The 17960-nt window shown below is 53.6% G+C and carries 16 protein-coding genes and 1 other RNA gene; 11 read left to right on the top strand and 6 right to left on the bottom strand.

The window, feature by feature from the left end; all coding sequences use genetic code 11:
• Positions 1–384: 384 nt before the first annotated feature.
• The 5 genes from J5224_RS09985 to J5224_RS09965 all read left to right on the top strand — a co-directional run bounded on the left by J5224_RS09985 (position 385) and on the right by J5224_RS09965 (position 6845).
• Complete coding sequence (locus J5224_RS09985; RefSeq protein WP_264625231.1) at positions 385–1317, top strand: TIGR01212 family radical SAM protein; 933 nt, start codon at positions 385–387, stop codon at positions 1315–1317.
• Positions 1318–1402: 85 nt separating this feature from the next.
• Entirely contained in the window at positions 1403–3751 is a 2349-nt protein-coding gene (arcB, locus tag J5224_RS09980; protein ID WP_264625230.1) for an aerobic respiration two-component sensor histidine kinase ArcB, read from the top strand.
• Positions 3752–4091: 340 nt separating this feature from the next.
• Entirely contained in the window at positions 4092–4745 is a 654-nt protein-coding gene (gene elbB / locus J5224_RS09975; protein WP_264625261.1) for an isoprenoid biosynthesis glyoxalase ElbB, read from the top strand.
• On the top strand, positions 4742–5476 hold the full coding sequence (mtgA, locus tag J5224_RS09970; RefSeq protein WP_264625229.1) for a monofunctional biosynthetic peptidoglycan transglycosylase: 735 nt from the start codon (positions 4742–4744) through the stop codon (positions 5474–5476). Before elbB ends, mtgA begins: the two co-directional genes overlap by 4 nt.
• Positions 5477–5576: 100 nt before the next feature.
• Complete coding sequence (locus J5224_RS09965; RefSeq protein ID WP_413544663.1) at positions 5577–6845, top strand: alginate lyase family protein; 1269 nt, start codon at positions 5577–5579, stop codon at positions 6843–6845.
• A 60-nt stretch (positions 6846–6905) separates the two neighbouring features.
• On the opposite strand, the gene dolP is transcribed toward J5224_RS09965, so the two are convergent.
• The 4 genes from dolP to J5224_RS09945 all read right to left on the bottom strand — a co-directional run bounded on the left by dolP (position 6906) and on the right by J5224_RS09945 (position 10487).
• Entirely contained in the window at positions 6906–7478 is a 573-nt protein-coding gene (gene dolP, locus J5224_RS09960) for a division/outer membrane stress-associated lipid-binding lipoprotein (RefSeq protein ID WP_196908477.1), read from the bottom strand.
• 11 nt (positions 7479–7489) lie between these two features.
• Positions 7490–8080 (bottom strand): DnaA initiator-associating protein DiaA, encoded by a 591-nt coding sequence (gene diaA, locus J5224_RS09955; RefSeq protein ID WP_195314305.1) that lies wholly within the window; start codon positions 8078–8080, stop codon positions 7490–7492.
• Between the two features lie 80 nt (positions 8081–8160).
• Positions 8161–8514, bottom strand: a complete 354-nt coding sequence (locus J5224_RS09950) for a YraN family protein (protein ID WP_264625259.1) — start codon at positions 8512–8514, stop codon at positions 8161–8163.
• Positions 8511–10487: a penicillin-binding protein activator gene (locus tag J5224_RS09945; protein ID WP_264625228.1), complete on the bottom strand. Its 1977-nt coding sequence runs from the start codon at positions 10485–10487 to the stop codon at positions 8511–8513. The genes J5224_RS09950 and J5224_RS09945 overlap by 4 nt, the downstream gene beginning before the upstream one ends.
• A gap of 62 nt (positions 10488–10549) precedes the next feature.
• Here J5224_RS09945 and rsmI point away from each other — a divergent pair, with 62 nt between their 5' ends.
• The 6 genes from rsmI (at position 10550) to J5224_RS09920 (ending at position 15749) form a co-directional block, all read left to right on the top strand.
• Positions 10550–11443 carry a 16S rRNA (cytidine(1402)-2'-O)-methyltransferase gene (gene rsmI / locus J5224_RS09940; protein ID WP_264625227.1) on the top strand — a complete coding sequence of 298 codons (894 nt, stop codon included), beginning with the start codon at positions 10550–10552 and terminating at the stop codon, positions 11441–11443.
• Positions 11444–11462: 19 nt separating this feature from the next.
• Positions 11463–11841, top strand: an RNA gene (rnpB, locus tag J5224_RS09935) — RNase P RNA component class A.
• 394 nt (positions 11842–12235) lie between these two features.
• The gene (locus J5224_RS09930; protein WP_264625226.1) at positions 12236–13855 is read left to right on the top strand and encodes an ABC-F family ATP-binding cassette domain-containing protein; all 1620 of its coding nucleotides are present in this window, start codon (positions 12236–12238) and stop codon (positions 13853–13855) included.
• A gap of 160 nt (positions 13856–14015) precedes the next feature.
• Entirely contained in the window at positions 14016–14801 is a 786-nt protein-coding gene (gene ygiD, locus J5224_RS09925; protein WP_264625225.1) for a 4,5-DOPA dioxygenase extradiol, read from the top strand.
• 216 nt (positions 14802–15017) lie between these two features.
• Complete coding sequence (locus tag J5224_RS35780) at positions 15018–15251, top strand: hypothetical protein (RefSeq protein ID WP_413544661.1); 234 nt, start codon at positions 15018–15020, stop codon at positions 15249–15251.
• A gap of 147 nt (positions 15252–15398) precedes the next feature.
• Positions 15399–15749: a hypothetical protein gene (locus J5224_RS09920; protein WP_264625224.1), complete on the top strand. Its 351-nt coding sequence runs from the start codon at positions 15399–15401 to the stop codon at positions 15747–15749.
• Positions 15750–16097: 348 nt separating this feature from the next.
• Here J5224_RS09920 and J5224_RS09915 read toward each other — a convergent pair whose 3' ends face one another.
• Both J5224_RS09915 and J5224_RS09910 read right to left on the bottom strand, forming a co-directional pair.
• Positions 16098–16628, bottom strand: a complete 531-nt coding sequence (locus tag J5224_RS09915; RefSeq protein WP_264625223.1) for a tetratricopeptide repeat protein — start codon at positions 16626–16628, stop codon at positions 16098–16100.
• A gap of 160 nt (positions 16629–16788) precedes the next feature.
• The gene (locus J5224_RS09910) at positions 16789–17949 is read right to left on the bottom strand and encodes a glutathionylspermidine synthase family protein (RefSeq protein WP_264625222.1); all 1161 of its coding nucleotides are present in this window, start codon (positions 17947–17949) and stop codon (positions 16789–16791) included.
• Positions 17950–17960 lie beyond the last annotated feature (11 nt).

Here is a 17960-nt window from a genome sequence, read left to right as displayed (position 1 = left end):
AATTTTTAGTTATGATTATGAAAATAAATGATTTTTTTGAAAAAATCCTCGTTAGGCTGCACGTTGGTGACCGAATGAAGTGTGAGCTGTATCACTATGCAAAAGCGTGAACATCTCGTCACCCTGCTGCGTTATCTCTACGTTATAGAATATTCTGCTGCGGATATCTACTTTTAGATTTAATGAAACTCTTTTTAAGTAACGCTTCATCTTTTCATGACGCGAGCGTAAGGGATTAGAAATTTTAATCAGCGTGGATGTGAGTTTGTTTTCACTAAAAGCGAATAAAAATGCATTTCATTGGGGTGTGCGTGATTGATCGCGGTCATCGCGAACGCAGGAAGAGAAGGGTAGTCTGCTTTCCCTCAGGGGGTAGGTTAGAATATGCAATTGCAAAAATTAATCAATATGTTTGGCGGGGATTTGCAACGTCGTTATGGTGAAAAGATTCATAAACTGACGCTGCACGGCGGATTCAACTGCCCAAATCGGGATGGTACGCTCGGGCGGGGCGGTTGCACATTCTGCAATGTGGCCTCTTTTGCCGATGAGACCATGCAACGCCAAAGCATCGCCGATCAGCTCAGCACGCAGGCGGGCAAAGTCAATCGCGCTAAGCGCTATCTGGCCTATTTTCAAGCCTATACCAGCACCTATGGCGAAGTGCAGATGTTGGATCGGCTCTATCAGGAGGCGTTGCAACAAGCTGATATCGTTGGCCTGTGCGTGGGCACGCGCCCCGATTGCGTACCGGACAGCGTGCTGGATCTGTTGGCGGGTTACCACGCGCAAGGCTATGAGGTGTGGCTGGAACTGGGGCTACAGAGCGCCTGGGATAAAACGCTGCATCGTATCAATCGCGGTCACGATTTTGCCTGCTATCAGGAAACGGTGCAGCGTGCGCATCAACGCGGTTTGCGCGTGTGCTGCCACCTGATTGTCGGATTGCCGGGCGAGGATGCCGAGCACTGCATGACGACGCTGCAACGCGTGGTGGATACCGGCGTTGAGGGTATCAAACTTCACCCTCTGCATATCGTTGACGGTAGCATTATGGCTAAGGCCTGGCGCGCCGGACGCCTCTGCGAATTGCCGCTGGACACCTACGTCGCCACGGCGGGCGAGATGATTCGCCACACGCCACCCGAGATAGTGTTCCACCGTATTTCTGCCAGCGCCCGGAGACCGACGCTGCTGGCTCCGCTATGGTGCGAAAACCGCTGGACCGGAATGGTGGAATTGGATTTATACCTTCAGGCGCACGGGGTGCAAGGCTCTGCGCTCGGTCAGCCATATCAACCGGTTATCCTCGGATAATGTTAACGCGTTGTGGTGATTGTCTCACCGCATCGTGCTGGGTTTTACGTTATGATGGCGCGGTGGGTATCCAAGGGAATTCTCTATGAAGCAGATCCGGTTGTTGGCGCAGTACTACGTCGATTTGATGGTAAAGCTCGGGCTGGTGCGTTTTTCACTGTTGCTGGCCTCGGTGCTGGTCCTGCTGGCGATGGCCGTGCAGATGGCAGTCACGCTACTGCTGACCGGCAAGGTCGAAGACATCGATGTGGTTCGTTCCGTGTTTTTTGGCCTGTTAATCACCCCCTGGGCGGTTTATTTCCTCTCCGTGGTGGTGGATCAGTTGGAGGAGTCGCGCCAACGTCTGGCTAAGCTGGTGGCGAAGCTGGAGGAGATGCGCCTGCGCGACCAGACGCTGAACGAGCAGCTCAAGGGCAATATTGCCCAGCTCAATCAGGAGATTGCCGATCGCGAAAAAGCGGAAGAGGCGCGCTTGATGATGCTGAGCAAGCTCAAAGAGGAAATTGCCGGACGCGAACAGGCGCAGGTGGAACTGGAGCAGCAATCTGCGCTGTTACGATCGTTTCTCGATGCCTCGCCGGATCTGGTGTACTACCGCAATGAAAATAAAGAGTTTTCCGGCTGTAACCGCGCCATGGAACTGCTGTTGGGCCGCAGCCAGAAACAACTGGTGGGCCTGACACCAAAAGATGTTTACACCCCCGATGTAGCGGAAAAAGTGATGGAAACGGATGAGAAAGTGTTCCGTCACAATGTGTCACTCACCTATGAACAGTGGCTGGTCTATCCCGACGGGCGCAAAGCCTGTTTTGAACTGCGCAAGGTGCCTTTCTACGACCGAATGGGCAAACGACACGGGCTAATGGGCTTTGGACGCGATATAACCGAGCGTAAGCGCTACCAGGACGCGTTAGAGAACGCCAGTAGGGAAAAGACCACTTTCATCTCAACAATCAGCCACGAGCTTCGTACGCCGCTTAATGGCATTGTTGGCCTCAGCCGCATCCTGCTCGATACGCATCTGGATGCGGAACAAGAAAAATACCTCAAAACCCTGCATGTCAGCGCCATCACGCTGGGCAATATCTTTAACGACGTGATCGAGATGGACAAGCAGGAGCGCCGCAAGGTGCAACTGGATAATCAGCCTATTGATTTTATTGGCTTCCTGGTGGATTTAGAAAACCTGGGCGGTTTGCTGGCGCAGCCTAAAGGGTTGCAACTGGTGGTTGAACAACATCCGCCGTTGCCACAGCGGGTGATTACCGATGGCACGCGTCTGCGCCAGATTCTGTGGAACCTGCTCAGCAACGCGGTGAAATTTACCCAGAAAGGGAACATCGTGGTGCGTGTCTGGCACGACGCGGGCGATCAGTTACGTTTTGATGTCGAAGACTCCGGCATGGGCATTCCCGAAGATGAGTTGGAGAAAATCTTTGCCATGTACTATCAGGTAAAAGACAAACATGGCGGTAAACCGGCGACCGGTACTGGCATCGGCCTGGCGGTTTCCAAGCGTCTGGCGCAGAACATGGGCGGTGATATTCATGTCACCAGTACCCAGGGTAAAGGCTCTTGCTTTACGCTGACCGTTACCGCCCCGGCGCTGGAAGATGAGGTGATCGTCGGCGGAGAAGATGAGTTGCCGTTACCTGCGCTCAACGTGCTGCTGGTGGAGGACATCGAACTGAACGTGGTGGTCGCACGTTCGGTGCTGGAGAAACTGGGCAGCAGCGTGGAAGTGGCGATGACCGGACAGGACGCGCTGACGATGTTCGATCCAGACGAATTCGATCTGGTGCTGCTGGATATCCAACTGCCGGACATGACCGGGCTGGATGTGGCGCGTGAGTTGCGTAAAAAATATGCCGGACAAAACCTGCCGCCGCTGATTGCTTTAACGGCTAACGTACTGCGCGATAAAAAAGAGTATCTCGATGCCGGTATGGACGATGTGCTTAGCAAACCGCTGGCGGTGCCTGCATTAACCGCGGTAATTAAACAGTATTGGGATTATCAGGATGAGCCTGAGCAGGCTGTGGCGGACGACGCCAAACAGGAACCGGTTCGAGAAACATTGCTTGATATTCCCATGTTGCAACAATATCTGGATTTGGTCGGACCGTCGCTGATTCATCAGAGCGTTGCCATGTTTGAGCAGATGATGCCCGGTTATCTTGCCGTGCTGGATTCCAACATGACGGCGCGCGATCAGAAAGGCATTGCTGAAGAAGGGCACAAAATCAAAGGGGCCGCCGGTTCCGTTGGGCTGCGTCATCTACAGCAGGTGGCGCAGCAAATCCAGACCACGACGCTGCCCGCCTGGTGGGACAATGTGCAGGAGTGGATTGACGAACTGAAACACGACTGGCAGCACGATATTGACGTATTGAAAGCCTGGGTAGCTGAACAGGAAAAACGCGCCCGCAAATAGCGGGTGCACGCCAACGCGGTGCGATAAATCGCGGTGTGGGCAGTGTGAACGTGTGGGCGAAAAGGATTTTCAGGGGCCTAAAAAAAATGACCCCGACCGAGGCCGGGGTGCGCGAATTATGCGCCAACACCAGGGAAACTATGCACCTGCTTGATAATTATCAGCAGTTTCAGTTAGCAGGTGCGAGTATTCGCAACGTCGTAAGGTGACGAACCGCTCAAGCAACAAAATAGCAAATGCAGAAATCTTTGTTACAAGAATCATTAAAATGTGTGATGTAGATTAGTGTTTGTCAATCAAAAAATCAATTAGTTGATGTAATGAAATGAAGGAAAATATGATGAAACGAGTCGGCATCGTTCTGAGCGGTTGCGGCGTCTATGATGGCGCCGAAATTCACGAAGCAGTGCTGACGCTGCTTGCTGTCGATCGTGCGGGGGCTCAGGCGGTATGCTTTGCGCCAGATAAGCCGCAATTTCATGTGGTTAATCACCTGACGGGTGAAGTAACGGATGAGAGTCGCAATATTTTAGTCGAGTCCGCGCGTATCTCCCGTGGCAACATCCAACCACTGTCGCAGGCGGATGCCAGCCAATTGGATGCGTTAATCGTTCCCGGCGGTTTTGGTGCGGCGAAGAACCTGAGTGATTTCGCGACCGAAGGCGCGGCGTGTCAGGTTGATGAATCATTGGCGTTACTCACGCAAGAAATTTATAAGCAAAACAAACCAATTGGTTTTATTTGCATCGCGCCGGCGCTGTTGCCAAAACTGCTGGGGGAGTCGGTGAGAGTTACAATTGGAAATGATATTGATACCGCGGAATGTATAGAAGAAATGGGTGGCACGCACATTGTTTGTCCGGTGGATGATATTGTGGTTGATGCACAACACAAAGTGGTAACGACACCGGCTTACATGCTGGCGAACTCGATTAGCGAGGCGGCCAAAGGCATCGATAAACTGGTTGAACGTGTTTTGGGCTTTACCGAATGAGAGGGTGGGGCAAAAAACGCGGTGTGATCCCTGGGATAAAACGCTGGGTAATTCGCGGCGTCCTCTCGTTGCTTGGCCTGTGGCTGGCGGGGATTTTTCTATTCGCGTTTTTGCCGGTTCCGTTTTCTGCCGTGATGGCGGAGCGGCAGGTGAGCGCCTGGCTGAGCGGTGATTTTGCCTACGTTGCGCGCTCGACATGGGTGCCAATGGATGAGATTGCGCCCGTGATGGCGTTGGCGGTGATTGCCGCAGAAGATCAGAAATTCCCTGAGCATGCCGGGTTTGATATGGCGGCCATCCGGGCGGCGCTGGCGCACAATGAGCGTGACGGCGCGCGGGTGCGCGGTGGCTCGACGCTCACGCAGCAAATGGTGAAAAACCTGTTTCTGTGGGATGGACGAAGCTGGTTGCGTAAAGGGCTGGAAGCAGGTATCACAGTAGGCGTTGAACTGGTCTGGACCAAACGGCGGATTTTGACGGTATACCTGAATATTGTGGAGTTCGGGCCGGGGATTTTCGGCGTGCAGCAGGCGGCGCAGCACTTCTTCAACAAGCCTGCCAGCCGCTTGACGGCCGGTGAAGCGGCGCTGTTGGCGGCCGTGTTGCCGAATCCGATTCGCTTTCGGGTTAATGCGCCATCACGCTATGTGAGTCAACGCCAGCAGTGGATATTACGTCAAATGTCCCAGATAGGGGGCGAAGCGTTTTTACGGATGAACGGATTGCGTTGAAGGCTGGCTTGCCCTGTGCCGTTCGTGCGTTTGACTATCGTTGAAAGGGGAAGTTATGCGAGTGGTGATGTTTAACAGGCTGGCATGCGTGTGTGCGCTGATGCTGTGGGTTATTGGCGGTGTTGTCATGCAGGTACAGGCGCAGGAACGTCACGACGATCCCTACGCGTTTCTGCAACAGTCGGTGCTGACGACGGTCAAGCAACAGCTGCGGCAGGGCACTGAGAAACCGCAAACGAGACTCGCTTACACTGAACTGATCGCTCAGGCAGAAAAAGCGCTCAACAAACCCAATCCGAGCGTAACGGAAAAGGGGATGACACCACCCAGTGGCTCTAAACACGATTATATGAGCCTCAGCGTCTACTGGTGGCCCGATAGCAACAAATCTAATGGATTGCCTTGGGTGCGCCGTGACGGCGTTATAAACCCTGTCAGCAAGAGTGATGACATCGACGGCGTTCGGTTGGAAGATTTTACCGATCAGGTGTACACGCTGACGTTAGCTTGGTACTTCTCTGATAACGCCTCCTATGCCGATAAGGCGATTTCGCTTATTCGCACCTGGTTTATCGATCCTGAAACCCGAATGAATCCCAATCTTGATTTTGCGCAGGGTGTACCCGGCATTGCGCCAGGACGCGGGGCAGGCGTGCTTGATGGACGTTACTTTTCCACCCGGATTGTGGATGCACTGATTATGCTGCGCGGCTACCAAGGGTGGCAAAAAGAGGATGACACGCAGATGCATGAGTGGATGACGTCCTATCTGGAGTGGTTGCAGACCAGCAAGCTGGCGAAGCGGGAATCGGAAGCGAAGAATAACCACGGTAGCTGGTACGCCGCGCAGGTGGCCGGTATCGCATGGTATCTCGGCAAGAAAGACGTTGTTTCTGCGATGGCCGCGCTACAGCGTACCAAGCTGAATCACCAGATTCAGGATGACGGCGCGCAGCCGGAAGAGCTTTCTCGCACCCGTTCCTTCCACTACAGCTACTTCAACCTGCAAGCCATTACCAACATGGCGGTATTGGCCGATAAAGTGGGCGAAGATCTGTGGCGCTATCGCACGCCGCAGGGTAGCGGTATCACTAACGCTTTTAATTTCCTGGCCCCTTATCTGGACAAAGATAATCGCTGGCCTTACAAATCGTTCGATCAGAAAAGTGCGCGATTAATTCCCCTGATGCTGCGGGTGGATGAGGCCAAGGGCAATACGCGTTACCGTAACCGCATTGAAAAAGCCGGATTTGCCACCTTCCTGTCCGGTATGACGCGTGACAAGCAGGATGTCGGCGGCGAAATTGGTCAAGAGACGCGCCGCGACGTTTGGCTGCTCTCATCGTTGGCCAGTGCGCCCAGCGCGTAATTCAGGTGCCAGAAAATGAAAAAGGGTGCCGAGGCACCCTTTTCTTGCTACGACGAGCGGTTATTCCAGGAAGGTGAACGCCGTTGTCACGTGTTTCACGCCACTCACTTTGCTGGCAATCTCAGCAGCAGAACGCCCTTCGCGCTGGGTGACCAGACCCAACAGGAAGACTTCACCGTTCTCGGTCGTCACTTTCACGTTGGATGATTTTACCGTATCAGTGGCAAGCAACTGGGAGCGAACTTTAGTGGTGATCCAGGTATCCATAGAGGCGGTGCCCATGGAGACCGGGGTGCCTTTACGGATCTCGTTATAGACTTCTGTCGCACCATCCACACCCATGGCTATCTGTTTTGCCCGGCTGGCCAGATCGGTGGTGGGGGCTTGCCCGGTCAGCAACACTTTACCCTGATAGGCGGTCGCTACGATGCGTGCATCTTTGGATAACTGCTGATCTTTGCTGATGGCGTTAGAGACACGGACTTCCAATGTACCATCATCCACCTGCGTGCCTACCGTACGTGGGTCGGTCGCGGTCTTGGTGGCAACAGCGCCGCCAACGGCAGCGACGCCAATACAACCTTGCAGCAACAGGGCGACAGACAGCACGGCAAATGCAGAACATATCCTCATGGGGGTGCTCCTTAATCGTTCTGGTGTGGGAAAAGGGAATTATCAATCAAATCGCACAGGCAATTAACGGTCAGCATGTGCATCTCCTGCACACGCGCACTGCGATGTGAAGGTATACGTATTTCAACATCCTGCGGCCCAAGTAAACCGGCAAGTTCCCCGCCGTCGTAACCGGTCAGCGCGACAATCGTCATATCACGCGTTACCGCGGCTTCCACGGCTTTCACAATATCCCGGCTATTGCCTCGGGTGGAGATCGCCAGCAAAATATCGCCCGCTTGCCCCAATGCACGCACCTGTTTTGCGTACACTTCTTCATGCAGACGATCGTTTGCTATCGCGGTTAAGACCACATTATCCGCATTTAGTGCAATCGCCGGTAAACTGGGGCGCTCCGCTTCGAAGCGGTTGATCATGCTGGCGGCAAAATGCTGTGCGTTAGCGGCGGAAGTCCCATTGCCACAGCACAGGATTTTGTTACCGTTGAGTAAGGAGTGCACCAGTGCAGTGGCTGCTCTGGCGATCGCATCGGGTAGGGCTTCCGCTGCGGCGATTTGTGTTTGAATACTTTCGGTGAAACAGACTTTTATTCTATCCAGCACGGTGCGTTAACCTATTTTCCAAGCGATCCATTGAGCAATGCGATCTTTTCTCTGACAACGACACCGTCCAGATGCGGTGTTTACGCGCCAAAGGCGTTTGGCAACCAATCATAGTGTTCGCCGGTAATCGCCAGTATATCGAATCGGCAGCTTGTCGTGTCAAAACTCTGCTGTCGCTGCGCCAGCCATAGTGCTGCCGCCCGCAGTAACCGCTGTTGTTTGCGGGGCGTCACACTCTCCGCTGCCGAACCAAATTGCGCATTTTTGCGGTAACGGACCTCAACAAAGACCCAGGTGTGTCCATCCCGCATAATCAAATCCAGCTCACCGCCGCGATAACTCACGTTGGCGGCAACGAACGTCAGCCCGGCGTACTGTTCCAGATAGCGCCGGGCGTGCTGTTCATAGCGTGAGCCTGTCGCTCGCCGATTCAGGGAGCGGGCACCAGTTGGCCCTGACGATATTGCAGCCAGGTTAATTGGCGATTGATGACGCAATCTGCACTGGCGGTTAACGTGCCCGTTGCGCCCGTAATTTGCTGGCTGGATGACTGCCGTAAATCAGCAAAATGGTTCGCCAACGCCCAGGCATCCATCCCCATGGCATAGAGACGCACCAGTGAGTAGTCATTCTTGAACTGGCTCGCCACCTGTTGCATCAGCGCCGGGTTGCTGCCTGCCAGCAAGGGGATCTCACTGAACTGAAGACCTTCCATCTCAAGACGGAAATCTGGCCCCAACCCGGCCTGGAAGCTGCGCGAGCTGGCGTACAACGCCGGGCGTGACTGCGAGGTGGTGCGCATATCGATCATCGGTTTAATCAGCGCCAATTCATCCGGTGTCGCCAAAATATAAACCGCGTCGACATTGCCGCTGCCGCTGGTGCTGACGGTGGGTTCAATCTGTGCCGGAATGGTTAACCCGCCGATGGTGGTGCCCGGCTGTGCCGCTGAGGACATCACATTGACGGGCTGACCGTTCAGACTCAACCCAGCACCGCTGTTGATGGCCTGTTTCAGCTCTGCGGTATTGCCAAAGCGTTGTTGCAGCAGCGTATTACCGCCTTGGCTTTGCCAGGCTTGGGCAAAGGCATTGATCACGCGATCGCCCAACGCGCCGCGTGGCACCAGCAGCAGCGGCTGTTGTTTGCCTTGGCGGTGAATAAATTGCGCCGCGTCGCGCGCCTCATCTTCCGGCGACAGAGCAAAGAAACACATGTTAGGGGTGTTTTGAACATGCTCGGGCTGATTGAGCGCCAGAATGTTCACGGTGGTTTGCTGACCGGTGAGTTGCTCAACATCGTTTTTCAGCAACGGTCCAACAATCAGTGATGCACCATCCTTCTGCGCTTGCGCGACCAGATTTGCTACAGGCTGCGACGTGGTGTCGTAGACTTTCACAGACACGCCGCTGGCGGCTTCAGGGGCCGGTGACACGCTGGCTGGCGTAGCGTACGGGGCATTGATTGAGGTTACTGCCCCGTTGCCTGTTGCTGCGGGGGCCGTATCGGCAGGCGCGCTGTACGCCATGCTGGCCTGGCCGCTTTTCGCCGCATTAAAGCCCAGTTGGATGGCATTGGCGAACACCTGAGCCTGACCGTTGAGCGGCAGCAGCAGGGCGATACCACCGCCGACGCCACCACCGGCGACCGGTAAGGCGGTCTGGCCGGATGCCAGCGGTGTCGGCAGCGTTTGTGCCGCCGGATGGCGCGGATAGCGCGTCTGCCAATCGCTCAGTGCGGCTTTTAACTGATCGCTCGACTCGCGGTTGTTCTGGTAGGTGGTGAGCAAATCCATCCATCCGGCCAGCACGTTCTCATTGGCGTTGATCAGCACACCGCTGGCTGCCTGTGCAGACATCTGCGTCAGGGCTACCCAGGTCTGATCGATATTTTTTTGATGCTCATCGCCTTTCAACTGCGGCTCTTGGGCGATATAGGCACGTAGCAGGTCAGCAGAGGGCTGGCCTTGATGCGCGTTGATCTGCGCCTGGTAGTAACGCGCCTGTTGATCGGCGGAGAGTGCGCTGACGTCCAGCCCTTGCAGGGCGGCGGCAGTACCGTTGCTGTCGTTGTTAGCGGCGGCAATTTCCGCTTTCAGCAGTTGCTGCTCACGCTGCTGCGGTTGTGCCAACTGCGCAGGCAGTGCGTTGAACTGCTCGGTGGCCTGAGGGAGCTTTCCTTCTTGGACCAGGGCACGAATCGCAAGTAATTGCCAGCCAGCCTTGTTATTATCTCGGCTTTGCTCCATTTGTTGCAGGTAGTAGTAAGAGGAAGCTCCGGCCTGACCTTGAACATCAGGTGAAGGCGGCTGTGGCGCCTGGCCTGGACATCCCGCAAGAAGCAGCGCCGCGAATAACACAGACGCGATACGCCCTGTTTGCGAACGGACGAAATGATTGGGAAGCATACTGTATCCAGTGGTTTTTTTATAAAGATGCTCAATATTAAATCGGCAACCCGGATGAAACAATGAATCATGAACAACAAGCAGACATTTCTGCATCCACGCTTTACATTGTGCCAACGCCCATTGGCAATCTGGGCGACATCACAGAACGTGCACTGAGCGTACTGCGTGGGGTGGATGTGGTTGCCGCGGAAGATACGCGCCATACCGGCCTGTTATTGCAACATTTTGCCATCAGTGCGCGCTTATTTGCACTGCACGATCACAATGAGCAGCAAAAGGCCGATCATCTGCTGGCTAAGCTTCAACAAGGACAATCCATTGCGCTGGTGTCTGATGCGGGGACGCCGCTGATTAACGATCCCGGTTACCATCTGGTGCGCCGCTGTCGCGAAGCGGGCGTGCGTGTTGTGCCATTGCCGGGGCCGTGCGCGGCGATCACGGCGCTGTCGGCGGCGGGCATTGCCTCGGATCGTTTTTGTTACGAAGGGTTTCTGCCCGCCAAAACCAAAGCGCGTCAGGACCGTTTACTGCAACTGTCTGAAGAGACACGCACGCTGATTTTCTACGAGTCCACCCACCGTTTGATTGATAGCCTGGCCGATATGGCAACGGTGCTGGGGGAGGCGCGTTATGTGGTGTTGGCACGCGAACTGACCAAAACCTGGGAGTCGATTCAGGGGGCCCCGGTGGGTGAACTGTTGGCTTGGGTGCGAGAAGACGAAAATCGCCGCAAGGGTGAGATGGTGCTGATCGTTGAAGGTTTCCAACCGGATGAGAGCGCGCTTTCAGCGGAAGCGCTGCGTACTCTGGAATTGCTGCGCGCTGAATTGCCGCTGAAAAAGGCGGCGGCGCTGGCGGCGGAAATCCACGGCGTGAAAAAGAATGCACTGTATCGCTATGCGTTGGCGCAAAATGAGGCGGATGACGACGCAGAGGATGACAATCGAGACTAATTCGCCTATCATTCGCGCCGAAGTTGACCAGACAGTCGCCGCTTCATGGTTGTCCCTTTCGGGGGATACGCGTGGAGGGGAGGAAAGTCCGGGCTCCATAGGGCAGGGTGCCAGGTAACGCCTGGGAGGGTAAAACCTACGACCAGTGCAACAGAGAGCAAACCGCCGATGGCCCACGCAAGTGGGATCAGGTAAGGGTGAAAGGGTGCGGTAAGAGCGCACCGCGCGGCGGGTAACCGTTCGCGGCACGGTAAACTCCACCCGGAGCAAGGCCAAATAGGGGTTCACATGGTACGGCCCGTACTGAACCCGGGTAGGCTGCTTGAGCCAGTGCGTGAGTGCTGGCCTAGATGAATGACTGTCCACGACAGAACCCGGCTTATCGGTCGACTTCACCTCTTAAAAAACCCCGCTTCGGCGGGGTTTTTGCTTATAAATGCGTGTGAGGATGAATGACTGTCCACGACGCTTTCCATGAAAAGAACGTGGTTTGTCAGCAACCCCACACCGCTCACCCTGTGGCCTCTTATTCCCCAGCGCTTCGGCAGATGTTTGCGCGCAAGGGGTTGTATCTCCATGCATGATTGCCGGAGTGCTTATCTATCTCATCGCTCAACGGGATAAAAAAATAACCTTGAGTCAGGGCTTGGGGTCCGTTAACCTTTGCTGCGACGAACTTCTCGTCTCACCGGAGCACACACGGAAAATGAACAAACACGACTGATGAATTCGGATCCTTGCTAACGCGAATGCGTTATCGGGGGTGGTTATTGATTTCATTCAGGAGTGCTTATGGCTCATTGTGCGCAATCCCCTGCTTTTCTTTTGCATCAGGTCACCTGTCAATTTGCGACCGGCTTGACACTTTTTGGTCCGCTGACGCTGTCGCTCGACCCCTCATTGTGCGGCTTGGTCGGGCGTAATGGCTGCGGAAAAACATCGCTGCTGCGTCTGCTGGCAGGACTTGACGCCCCCGCTTCCGGTCATATTGAACGCGTGGGTTCCCTCGCTTATGTTGCTCAGCAACACAGGATTTTATCAACCACAACGTTGGCTGAACTGCTGGGGTACCGGGACCTTTTTGCCGCGCGTCAGCGCATTGAATCAGGCGACTATCAGCCTGAGGATCTTGAACATCTGGACGGCGCTTGGGATCTACCCGAGCGTTTGGCGGCAGCGTTTGCCGAAGCCCGCCTGCCAGCATTTGTTCCTGATAAACGCGCTGCCGAACTGAGCGGCGGTGAACGCGTGCGGGCACTGCTGTGCGCGGCTTTTATGGCAGATGCTGACTATTTACTGCTTGATGAGCCGACGAACCATCTCGATCGACAGGCGAGAGCGTGGTTTTACGACAAGCTTTCCCAGCGACGCGGTGGTGCATTGGTGGCGACGCACGATCGTGAACTGCTGGCGATGATGCCGCGCATTGTGGAACTGACCCCGATGGGGTTGCGTCACTACGGCGGCAATTATGATGACTATCAGCGGCAGCGCCAGACTGAGCAGCAGGCTGCTCAGGCGGCATTGGAACACGCGACCACCGAGCGTCGGCGCACCCGCCTGCGTTTGCAAAAAGAGCATGATGCCAGCCAGCGGCGTTCGGCACAGACCTTACGCACGGTAGATTCACTGAATATCGCGTCATTTGAGCGGGTGCAATACAAAGCGGCAGCAAAAGCGCGTTTAGGCACGCTGCGTAAGCAGCACCGTGAGCAACATGATGTGCTTAATGCTGCTGTCTGTGAAATGCGAGGACGGGTCGAGGAAGATAGCCCGATATTATTCACGCTGCCAGGTAGCCATGTTGCTCCCAATAAACCCGTGTTGGTGATGGATGATCTCGTATTGCCCCACATCACGAATGCGCCTTTCAATTGGAGGATGGATGGCCCGATGCGAATAGCGCTGCGCGGACCAAACGGCTGTGGTAAATCGACCCTGCTCAAGGTGATTATGGGCGATGAAACGCCGGTATCGGGAGACTGTCGGGTTTCAGTCACCACGGTTTATCTTGATCAGCATTTGTCACGTTTGGATCTCTCGTTGTCGGTACTGGCGCATCTTAATGCCGACGATACGCCGCTGGAGGAGGGCGTCCTGCGTACCCGGCTGGCGCAACTGCAACTGGATGCGAATAAAGTGGGTCTACCTTTGGCGGCATTGAGCGGCGGTGAGCGTTTGAAGGCCGCTCTGGCTTGCGTTCTTTGGCGTCGCGATGCCGCGCAATTGCTGTTGTTGGATGAACCCACCAACCATCTCGATCTGACGTCAACGCAGGCAATTGAGGTCGCCTTGTCCACATTTCCGGGCGCAATGATTGTGGTATCGCACGATGAAGCCTTCCTTTCTGGTTTGAGGCTTACGCACAGCCTCGAATGGCGGGAAAGGGGGTGGCAGTGTGAACGTAAGTAGCGAAAGTGCTGGTTTGAAAATGGCTGAAGTCCAACCGTGATGATTCAAATTTATTGATGTTCTTCATCACGCGCCGGTGACTTTCTCCCGGTGGAAAAGGGCGTAGAGTAATCCTATCGAGTGCACTGGCACATCAATATGGCTCACTAAGGATACTTCTATGAACACTTCCCGGATGCCCGCACTGTTTCTCGGCCATGGTAGCCCGATGAACGTGTTGGAAGAGAATGAATATACGCGCGCATGGCGTCAATTAGGCGAAACCCTGCCGCGTCCGAAAGGCATTATCGCGGTCTCGGCCCACTGGTACACCCGTGGCACGGCGGTAACAGCGATGGAGAAACCGCGCACCATCCACGATTTTGGCGGTTTCCCGCAGGCGCTGTTTGATACCCAGTATCCGGCACCGGGATCGCCTGAATTGGCGGAGCGCATTCAACAGGCGTTGGCACCGCTGCCGGTGATTGCTGACCACGAGCAATGGGGGTTTGACCACGGCTCCTGGGGCGTGTTGATCAAGATGTACCCGGATGCGGATATTCCTGTGGTGCAACTGAGCGTGGACGGCACGCAATCGGCAGAGTACCACTACCAGTTGGGTACTAAACTGGCAGCACTGCGTGATGAGGGCTATATGATTGTCGCCAGCGGCAACGTGGTGCATAACCTGCGTATGGTGAAATGGGATGGCGATGCTGCGCCTTATGACTGGGCGGTTTCCTTCAATCAGTTTGTCAAAGACAACCTGAACTACCAGGGAGATAACCACCCGCTGGTGGACTTTATGCAACATAAAGGGGCGGCGTTGTCGAACCCGACGCCCGACCACTTTTTACCGCTGCTCTATGTGCTGGGCAGTTGGGATGGCAAAGAGCCCATCACGGTGCCCGTCGATGGTATTGTGATGGGAGCATTGAGTATGCTGTCGGTACAAATTGGCGGTTAAATGTGAACATCGGGCCCGCGTTTATACGCGGGCTTTTTTTTCCGAAAATAAAAACCGCAGTGATTGATTAGCCGCATGCTCATCGCGAAAGGTATTTTCAGCGATGATAAGTTATATCGTCATTAAACCCTATTGGCGTATAGGGTTATAACCTGGTGGTGGCTCAATCTGATGTTTATATTATTATGTTTTAATTAATCATATAGAAGAAATAAAATGTCAATAAACATAAATGGCTGTGAACTTAATTACTCGAGGGTTTCCCATTTATTGATTGGTAATCGATACGACGCCACGTATATGGGATTATGGGATAAATTTAAAGACCTGTTTAGAACAGAAAAAAAAGAACGCGCGTTACAAACGTTATTTGACATTCTTTATCAGGATAGAATAGCTTGTCATGGCATTGAAAAAAATGAGAAAAATGATGCCTCGTCTAACAGTTGATATGGCGTAATTTCGGTTTTTGAAAAGCTTAAGTCCTACGCAGGCGAAACACACAAAGATCGCTTTCATACCGAATTTGATACTGAGAATAGAACGGTCACTCTCTCAATAGATAATCATATTATTAAAAAAATAAGGATGGATATTATGTTGAACGATATAGTTATTGATGGACGGTATTTTATTGCTGATTATCAAGATATCCTTCACTTAACGCCTTCAAGAGACAACAGTCAGTGTGGCTTAAATGATAATAACAAGAACATTATTTTTCATGATTTTTACTCTAGATTTCCTGAACTGGAAAAAATATTGTTGGCATGCAACTTGGATGATTTTGATATGATGGGATCTATCATGTCCGATTTGACACAAAACCGGTTAATGAGTAATCAGATGGCGCTTAATCTTATGGAGATGCAAAAACACCTCACTGAAAAATTGTCGTGTGAGCAACCCCTCAGCGCGTTCAAGGGAAGCCGAGTTCATTCCATTTAGTACAGACCAGTACCTAAATAAGCCCACATGCTGTGGGCTTGCCCAGCGACTAACATTCTTAGTTTGTACACGTCAGACTCCAAGTTGCAGGTGTGTTGGCTACGCTCACTCACCCGAATCACTTACCTGAGTAAGCTCATCGGGATGAATGAACCTTACCCCTGAGGTTCACCTTATGGACCAGCGCAGGCGCTGTTCAAATTTGTTCCAGACAAATTTGTCATTCACTTGCTGCATTACGAGACTCATAAATGAGCCTCGTCCTAAAGGGCCAGCGCAAGCGCTGTTCAAAACGTAAACGTTTTGTCCTGCAACATGAATTATTTAGGGTATAGGCATAAACGCTAATTAGCCGTTTTTAAGCGAGTCTAAAATATCCTGCGCTGTCTTTTTGTGACTCTCGGACGCTTTAGCGTTGTTCAGCAGGCGGTTTGCCCAAAACGCCGATGCTTTAGCATCCTTCTTCAACGCTTTGCCGTCGGCGAGCAGGCTTGCCAGTGCCATTTGCGCGATAGGTAGATTAGCATCGGCCGCTTTGGTCAGGTACACCTGCCCCTGCTGTGGATCGTGCGGAATTCTTTTCGACGTAAAGTAGGTTTTGCCTACGGCAAACTGCGAGGGCACATGCCCACCATCTGCTGCGCGTTTCAGCCACACAAACCCTTCTTTCCAGGCGCTGTCTGAACCGCTGGTGGTCAGGTTATACGCCAGGCGGTTCTGCGCTTCGAGATCGCCCTGTTCTGCGCGTTTTACCAGATCGGTATCTTCATCGTAGATGGCTTTAACATCGGCTGGCAGAGAGGCAGTGCTGGCGGCATGGGCGGTAAACAGGGTGCTGACGGCGCAAAGCAGCAGCGCAGACAGAAGTCGCTTTTTCATAAAAGTCCTTTTTCCATGAGGTAAATAACGCTATTGAATATCGGCGAAGAGGACATGTACTTTAATATTTTTAGGAATTAATTCAATTACATCATGGTATTAGTGCAGTAACGCTAAGAAAAAAGCCACTGAGTTCAGTGGCTTTTCCTGATGGCGGGAATCAGTCCAGAATGATGTGCGGGTAAAAGCGTGACAGATCCTGAGTGATCAGTTCCCGATCTTCGCGCAGACCAATGCCGCACGGCTGATCGTTGACCAACCAACTGCCGATCACCGTATGGCTGTCACCAAAGGTTGGCAGTGGGTGATACTGTTGAACGATCTTGCCTTCTTCGCCGTAAGGGCCGTCAACGGAGGCGATCTGCTGCCCGTTTTTCACGATCTGAATGTTGGCACCTTCACGTGAGAACAGCGGTTTAACCACGTAGCTGTCGAGTGGAGGATGATCGTCATCAGCGAAGTAGGCGGGCAGCAGGTTGGGATGGTTGGGGAACATTTCCCACAGCATCGGCAGCAACGCCTTGTTAGAAATGATGCTTTTCCAGGCCGGTTCCAGCCAGCGCACACCCGCATCTTCCAACTTGGTGGAAAATATTTCGCGCAGCATGAATTCCCACGGGTAGAGCTTGAACAGGTTGCCGATCACCTGGTTTTGCATATCGGTGAATTGGCCTTTTTCACCCAGCCCGATCTCTTCCATAAAGAGAAACTCTGTGGGCAAGCCCGCCTCCAGCGCGCAATCCTGAAGGTATTGCACTGTGCCGCGATCTTCTTCAGTATCCTGACAGCAGGCCATATGCAGCAGGCCGAAGCCGTGATTGAGGCGCAGTTCTTCAAAGCGAGCGATCAGCGCTTCCTGAATGCTGTTGTACTGATCGGCATCCTGTGGCAGCTTACCGGCCTCTTTCTGATCTTCCAGCCACAGCCATTGAAAAAAGGCCGCCTCATACAGCGATGTCGGCGTATCGGCATTGTTTTCCAGCAGCTTGGCCGGGCCTTTTCCGTCATAGGCCAGATCGAGGCGCGAGTAGAGCGAAGGCTGCTGGCTGCGCCAGGAGCTTCTGACAAATTCCCAGGTGTGCTTGGGAATGCAGAATTTGGTCAGCAATGCATCGCTGCTGACCACCTTTTCGACCACTTGCAGACACATTTGGTGCAGTTCGGCGGTTGCTGCTTCCAACTCCTCAATTTGCGCCAACGTGAACTGATAGTAAGCATTTTCACACCAGTAGGGCTCGCCGTACATGGTGTGAAAGTTGAAACCAAACTCTGTCGCCTTTTCACGCCAATCCGGGCGTTCGGCAATATCTACGCGCTTCATGCTTATGTTCC

This window comes from Candidatus Symbiopectobacterium sp. NZEC135 (assembly GCF_025962695.1).
This window is presented reverse-complemented; position numbering and strand designations above follow the sequence as displayed.

Bases quoted from the DNA above. Each gene is read 5' to 3' on its own strand.
- J5224_RS09985 (WP_264625231.1), top strand. From the start codon at position 385: ATGCAATTGCAAAAATTAATCAATATGTTTGGCGGGGATTTGCAACGT.
- arcB (WP_264625230.1), top strand. From the start codon at position 1,403: ATGAAGCAGATCCGGTTGTTGGCGCAGTACTACGTCGATTTGATGGTA.
- elbB (WP_264625261.1), top strand. From the start codon at position 4,092: ATGAAACGAGTCGGCATCGTTCTGAGCGGTTGCGGCGTCTATGATGGC.
- mtgA (WP_264625229.1), top strand. From the start codon at position 4,742: ATGAGAGGGTGGGGCAAAAAACGCGGTGTGATCCCTGGGATAAAACGC.
- J5224_RS09965 (WP_413544663.1), top strand. From the start codon at position 5,577: ATGCTGTGGGTTATTGGCGGTGTTGTCATGCAGGTACAGGCGCAGGAA.
- dolP (WP_196908477.1), bottom strand. From the start codon at position 7,478: ATGAGGATATGTTCTGCATTTGCCGTGCTGTCTGTCGCCCTGTTGCTG.
- J5224_RS09945 (WP_264625228.1), bottom strand. From the start codon at position 10,487: ATGCTTCCCAATCATTTCGTCCGTTCGCAAACAGGGCGTATCGCGTCT.
- rsmI (WP_264625227.1), top strand. From the start codon at position 10,550: ATGAATCATGAACAACAAGCAGACATTTCTGCATCCACGCTTTACATT.
- J5224_RS09930 (WP_264625226.1), top strand. From the start codon at position 12,236: ATGGCTCATTGTGCGCAATCCCCTGCTTTTCTTTTGCATCAGGTCACC.
- ygiD (WP_264625225.1), top strand. From the start codon at position 14,016: ATGAACACTTCCCGGATGCCCGCACTGTTTCTCGGCCATGGTAGCCCG.
- J5224_RS35780 (WP_413544661.1), top strand. From the start codon at position 15,018: ATGTCAATAAACATAAATGGCTGTGAACTTAATTACTCGAGGGTTTCC.
- J5224_RS09920 (WP_264625224.1), top strand. From the start codon at position 15,399: ATGTTGAACGATATAGTTATTGATGGACGGTATTTTATTGCTGATTAT.
- J5224_RS09915 (WP_264625223.1), bottom strand. From the start codon at position 16,628: ATGAAAAAGCGACTTCTGTCTGCGCTGCTGCTTTGCGCCGTCAGCACC.
- J5224_RS09910 (WP_264625222.1), bottom strand. From the start codon at position 17,949: ATGAAGCGCGTAGATATTGCCGAACGCCCGGATTGGCGTGAAAAGGCG.